Source organism: Citrifermentans bremense R1 (assembly GCF_000426865.1).
GTDB classification, from domain to species: Bacteria; Desulfobacterota; Desulfuromonadia; order Geobacterales; family Geobacteraceae; genus Geomonas; species Geomonas bremensis.
The window spans coordinates 1-4,682 of the sequence record NZ_AUGE01000063.1 but is presented as its reverse complement, the minus strand read 5'-3'; the positions used below and the strand labels follow the sequence as shown (position 1 = coordinate 4,682).

7 protein-coding genes are annotated in these 4,682 nt (G+C 50.4%); all 7 read right to left on the bottom strand.

The features are described 5' to 3' along the window. A partial coding sequence (locus K419_RS23320; protein ID WP_156912254.1) for a transposase occupies positions 1-241 on the bottom strand: 241 nt, incomplete at its 3' end. 186 nt (positions 242-427) lie between these two features. Continuing rightward, the gene (locus K419_RS0118605) at positions 428-1,372 is read right to left on the bottom strand and encodes a hypothetical protein (protein WP_026842863.1); all 945 of its coding nucleotides are present in this window, start codon (positions 1,370-1,372) and stop codon (positions 428-430) included. A gap of 17 nt (positions 1,373-1,389) precedes the next feature. Beyond that, a complete protein-coding gene (locus K419_RS23720; protein WP_156912253.1) occupies positions 1,390-1,773 on the bottom strand; it encodes a hypothetical protein in 384 nt (127 codons plus the stop codon). A 19-nt stretch (positions 1,774-1,792) separates the two neighbouring features. Further along, entirely contained in the window at positions 1,793-2,188 is a 396-nt protein-coding gene (locus tag K419_RS0118595) for a hypothetical protein (RefSeq protein WP_026842862.1), read from the bottom strand. Then, complete coding sequence (locus tag K419_RS0118590; RefSeq protein WP_026842861.1) at positions 2,185-3,417, bottom strand: MBL fold metallo-hydrolase; 1,233 nt, start codon at positions 3,415-3,417, stop codon at positions 2,185-2,187. The genes K419_RS0118595 and K419_RS0118590 overlap by 4 nt, the downstream gene beginning before the upstream one ends. A gap of 93 nt (positions 3,418-3,510) precedes the next feature. Next, a complete protein-coding gene (locus K419_RS0118585) occupies positions 3,511-3,810 on the bottom strand; it encodes a hypothetical protein (RefSeq protein ID WP_026842860.1) in 300 nt (99 codons plus the stop codon). A gap of 610 nt (positions 3,811-4,420) precedes the next feature. Further along, a partial coding sequence (locus tag K419_RS22430) for a transposase (RefSeq protein WP_035497553.1) occupies positions 4,421-4,682 on the bottom strand: 262 nt, incomplete at its 5' end.

Genomic DNA, 4,682 nt, shown 5'->3' with positions numbered 1-4,682 from the left:
CACGGCACCATGCGCTCTTGGCAGCTTCATCCATTGCAGCCGTAGTAATTACCGCTTCAAAGCGCGCTGCTGCCGTCCAAGTGCGATCCCTCTCAGGCATCGCAAGAGCTGCCGACCTCCAGCGCTCCAGGGTGTCCACCGAAACTCCAATCTCGCGTGACACCGCTTCGATTGGAGAACTCTCCGGCGGCAGTAGCCGGGCAACTGCCCGTTGTTTGAATTCTTGTGAGTATCGAGCCATGTGATTGCCTCCTCCGCCCGCAGTTTACAGGTGAGCTATTGAGGCGACAACTATTTTGACACGGCGAGGACTTGTGTCCGCAACATGAACAGATGTAAGACATAACTTCCCCTATTTACAATACTATATGTATTGCACGTAGATCAATTTATAGTTTTGACTACCATTGTTTATTAAAATATCACTTCACATTGCTTGCTGGCACTTCAAAAGGCTTCTTAATTCATCCACAGTCTGCATGCAATCAGAATGCATACCGTATCCCGCAAATTTGGCCACGTAAAATCTGAGGTCATATCGTTCTGAGTGTTCGTATTTTACGATCTCAGTGTTTTCAATTAATGTCTTCAAAACAGAACTGCGCGGGTTGTGATTGGCCAGGATAAAAATCACTTCCGGCTTGACATTGACATCCAGCTTAACCTTTGTCTGATTTGAACATGGATTAAATTTCAAGAGATTAAGTTGATCGAGCTGATTGAACTGACTCTCCATTGCAAGTAACAGTTTCGCGTAGCGGTCGCTGGCAATAAAATCGTCGATATTTTTCAGATGTTTAAACAGACCTGAGTTCCCGCACAGGGCGCCATCACCGTATTTCATCTCGATCAAGGCTGGGCGACAGTTACAGCCATTTTTACGTTGCGATGCCAACCAGCGTATTGCCAGCATATCAAAGCGAGCGCCAAGCTCTGTATCAGCAAACTCGATGTCCGTTATAAAATATTCACTTTCATTTGAAATAGTAGAATCATTGTTTTCACGAGCGACCAACTGTTGAAATTCCCGTTCTGGCTTGCAGTTGGCCGAGAAATAGTAATCCATCGTCAATTTAAGCGCCTGGAAAGAGTCAACCCAGTTCCTTGCATCATCCTGCTTGTTGATTGTTGACAGCAAGGATATTGTTTGCCCAGTTGTGATGTATCGGTTGTCGAAAAATGCCTGATATGAGTTTTTGCTTTGTTCAGTGAGTTTGAGAATATTGCCGCCACGATAATAGACATTGATGTAATTGCGGCGGATGGCTATCATTAGATTGTCATCTTTTCTTATCCGTTCGTATATCGGGTATAGTATGCCGGTTGTATTTTTCAAATCTTCAATAAAGTCTGTAGACACTGTTCTTGGCATGCCCCCCCCTGATTTGTTTATCTAAGCAGCTGATCCCGCAAGAAGCTACCGGCCTCATTTACCTTGCCTGCCTGGCAAAGCAATGCCTTTAACGCTCGACTCTCCCAGATATCGCCAGATTCGTCATAATAATTGATCAAATCACGCATGTCTAAGAGCAAAGAAACCACTCGTTCCTTATGCCACATTTCGTTACAGTCTCTCAGTGGCAGACCTGAATAATTACTAAGATTTTGAATCACACTTGGTGGCTCGGGATGCGTGGAACTGTCAAGCAGAAAAAATTGACGAATAGTGCTATCACATTCATCACAGATCTGTTGCTCCAGTATCCTGCAGGGTACAAATGAGCCAAACGGTTTGTTTCCGCACAATGGACAATAGTAGTCTTCACTGCTCATGCATTCCTCACGAGGGTAGTTATTCCAAATAGCGTCGGTTACACCCGGCGCATTGATAGTGCGTGTCCCTTTCGATTTTGAGTTGAGTCCCAGCAAGGCCGAAATAATCGGCTATCGACTCCCGGTCTCTAGCGCTCAAGCAGCCATCCATGTAGAGCCGAAACTGCTGCCGCGTCTGAAAATAGACCACCCGTCCGCGTGTATAGTAGTCGTAGGCGTGGCACGTGAGCAGACGCTCCGCCTCTGTTCGTGATTTTAGATGGAGCCGAAAATCGTAATGCCCGCCATGTTGCAGCACATCGCCGTACGGCTCGGCTTCGGAAAGCGGCACTGCCTCGCCGACAACCGTCTCCCCTACGCACCAGAACATGCCTACCTTGGTATCCGGCGTCGTGCCTTGGCCGCGTTCAATCATATCTCCAAGGTCTCCCCATCCCTAAGAAAGACAACACTATTTCCGAACAAATTCCGGTATGCCTCGCCATTTTCAGTATGCACGGGGACAAGTCGCTTCGGTTGTAAAGCCACAGCCATGCGCTGCAGGTCCTCGCGCACCGCGTGGCCGCTGGTGTGGATTTCGCGGAAATCGACTTTCGGATGCTGCTTTATGCCTTGATGTTTGGGCTCCTTCAGATACCCCGACCACATGGAATAGATCACGCCGCACTGCTCCAGTCGTTCCAGCAGGTCAGAGAAATAGCTGATTTTGAGAAAATAGCGGTAAGGCTCCGCGACTATCTCGGCGATGTCGATCATGGTTTCCGGTCTGAAGATGTCCCGCGCAAAGGCACCGAAATAGCCCCGGTTCGCCGAAACTTTCTGGTAATGGGCCTTTGCTGTAATCCCCTTGGTCAGTACCCTTATGTTTTTGGCGGTATTGATGTCCGGGATTGAGGGAAATCGGTCGAAGACGGTGCGCAGGATGTATGCGGTATAGATGTCGGTTACGAAGATGCGGCCCGCTTGGATGCAGGCGGAGAAGGCGGCGCAGAGACGGTCGATGTGCTGCCCCGAGCAGATCAGGAAGCAGGCCCGGTCGTCAAGTTGGCGCAGCACTTTCAGCATACCTTTCTCGACCGCGTCTTCATCCGGGAAGGCGTCATTTTCGCGCTCGATCATAGTCCCTTCCATGAGGAGCAGGTCTATGCCGCGTGGCGGGTCGGCGAGAAACCAGTCAAAAGTCTTCTTGCGCCTACCGTGCGCCCGGAAGTCCCCACTGTAATAGACGCGCTTCCCATCGGCTTCCACCAGAAGGCCAAAGGCATCGACGCAAGAGTGATCCATCAGGTAGGGCATGACCCGAAGGTTCGGGCCCAGCTCGACCCATTCACGATTGCGCAACTGGCTGAAAGTGTTTGCCAGGGGCGGCTTACCGAGAAAGACGCGGGTAGCTGCAATGAGTTGGCAGGCGGTCTCGCCAATGTGAACGGGCTTGTCAGGGGGAAGGTTCTCAATCAGTCCGAAATGGTCCTGATGGGGGTGGCTGATGAAGATGTCGTTGAAATCGAGGCGCGCCAAGTCGATGTCGCTGCGGCTTTCGCCGAGGGGCGAGCCAGCATCGAGCAAGATGGAACGGCTTCCCGATTCGATCTGGATACAGGTACCTCCGATCTCATGGCTGCCGCGATGGATGGTAAGTTTCATCAGGTTTCCTTCTGATGGTGCAATTCAAGCCCAAGGCACCGCAAAGTTCCGCTTCAAGGTCTAATTTAACTCAGTCTTTTTTCCAGGCTGGTGTCATTCTACAAACAGCGTGTGACAAAATATGTCGCATGTTGTTTCGGGCGATTCTAGATGCCGCCGCTTTAGTTCCTCGTAGTTGACCCCCAGCAGAGTCAGCAGCCGCTCGATGGTATCGGCACAGTTGTATTCAGCGATGGTCGGCTGTGTTGCGAAGTCCAAACCACAGTCGATCTCGTATCGGCAGGCGTCGCAGACATAGGTCCCGGCCAATTCGAGCCAGAAAAAATCTTCGTCCTGGTGATCGGGGCAAAGCGGACAACGATAACCGGCTTGTATTTCTGGTGGAGTTGCCATCATCGGTTCCTTTTGTAACTTCCCAAATGTCAGGACATCGGTTACCCGAGCCTCACGGGAGAGATTATTGGCCTCCTTATATATTCGTTTGAGAGGTCGAAAAGTTTCCACAAAGGCACAATTTTAATATTATTTCACTTTAATCATTTATCTTTTTAGGGAGAGCTGGGGGTGGGGTTATAAGCTCCCTGTACACTAACTGTCGTATTTCAAGCTCGGCCCATGGCCTGAAGAAAGGTCACAGATGCTGAACCCTCGAAAGACTTGAATGGGATTTTTCCAACCTTCCCTGCGCCCTTTTCCATGGGTTTTGGTTCGATACCAAGGGCTTCCAACGCTGTCGCTATTGGTTTTTCCTTCTCCTGGACTGTCCACACATCAATTTGGGGTACAGCTTCAGGAGATATGTACAGGCAGGCTGTCGTATAGGGGTCACTAGCTTGTGTCCGTCCGGAAACGGCATTTTTGTGAACTTCATAGCGGCGAAACAGGCCGACTGTGGCCCAAGTCGTTAAGGTTCTGCTAATACTCTGGCAGTGCAGTCGTTCTTTCTCAATCTCTACTAGACGTACTACTCCCGCGAGTTCCGGGACTGTGAGGCCTTTGCTCTTCAGGCTGCGGATTTGGCTGCTTCCAACCTGATTCTGGCGATCACCTGGAGGTTGTAGGCGAAGATCGAACTCCAGACGTAGCGCTTGAACCCTTCCCAGCTCTTCCAGTTGCAGCGGTCCAGGCCGAAGGCCCGCTTGAGAGTCGAGATGTTCGCCTCGATGCCGGCGCGGAAGTTCTTGAGCTTCTTGTAGACCCAGGAGCTCTTGACCATGTCGATGACAGCCAACCCGCGCTTCTTTGCGAATGCCACGTCCTTTACT

Bases quoted from the DNA above. Each gene is read 5' to 3' on its own strand.
- K419_RS23720 (WP_156912253.1), bottom strand. From the start codon at position 1,773: ATGAGCAGTGAAGACTACTATTGTCCATTGTGCGGAAACAAACCGTTT.
- K419_RS0118585 (WP_026842860.1), bottom strand. From the start codon at position 3,810: ATGGCAACTCCACCAGAAATACAAGCCGGTTATCGTTGTCCGCTTTGC.
- K419_RS0118590 (WP_026842861.1), bottom strand. From the start codon at position 3,417: ATGAAACTTACCATCCATCGCGGCAGCCATGAGATCGGAGGTACCTGT.
- K419_RS0118605 (WP_026842863.1), bottom strand. From the start codon at position 1,372: ATGCCAAGAACAGTGTCTACAGACTTTATTGAAGATTTGAAAAATACA.
- K419_RS0118595 (WP_026842862.1), bottom strand. From the start codon at position 2,188: ATGATTGAACGCGGCCAAGGCACGACGCCGGATACCAAGGTAGGCATG.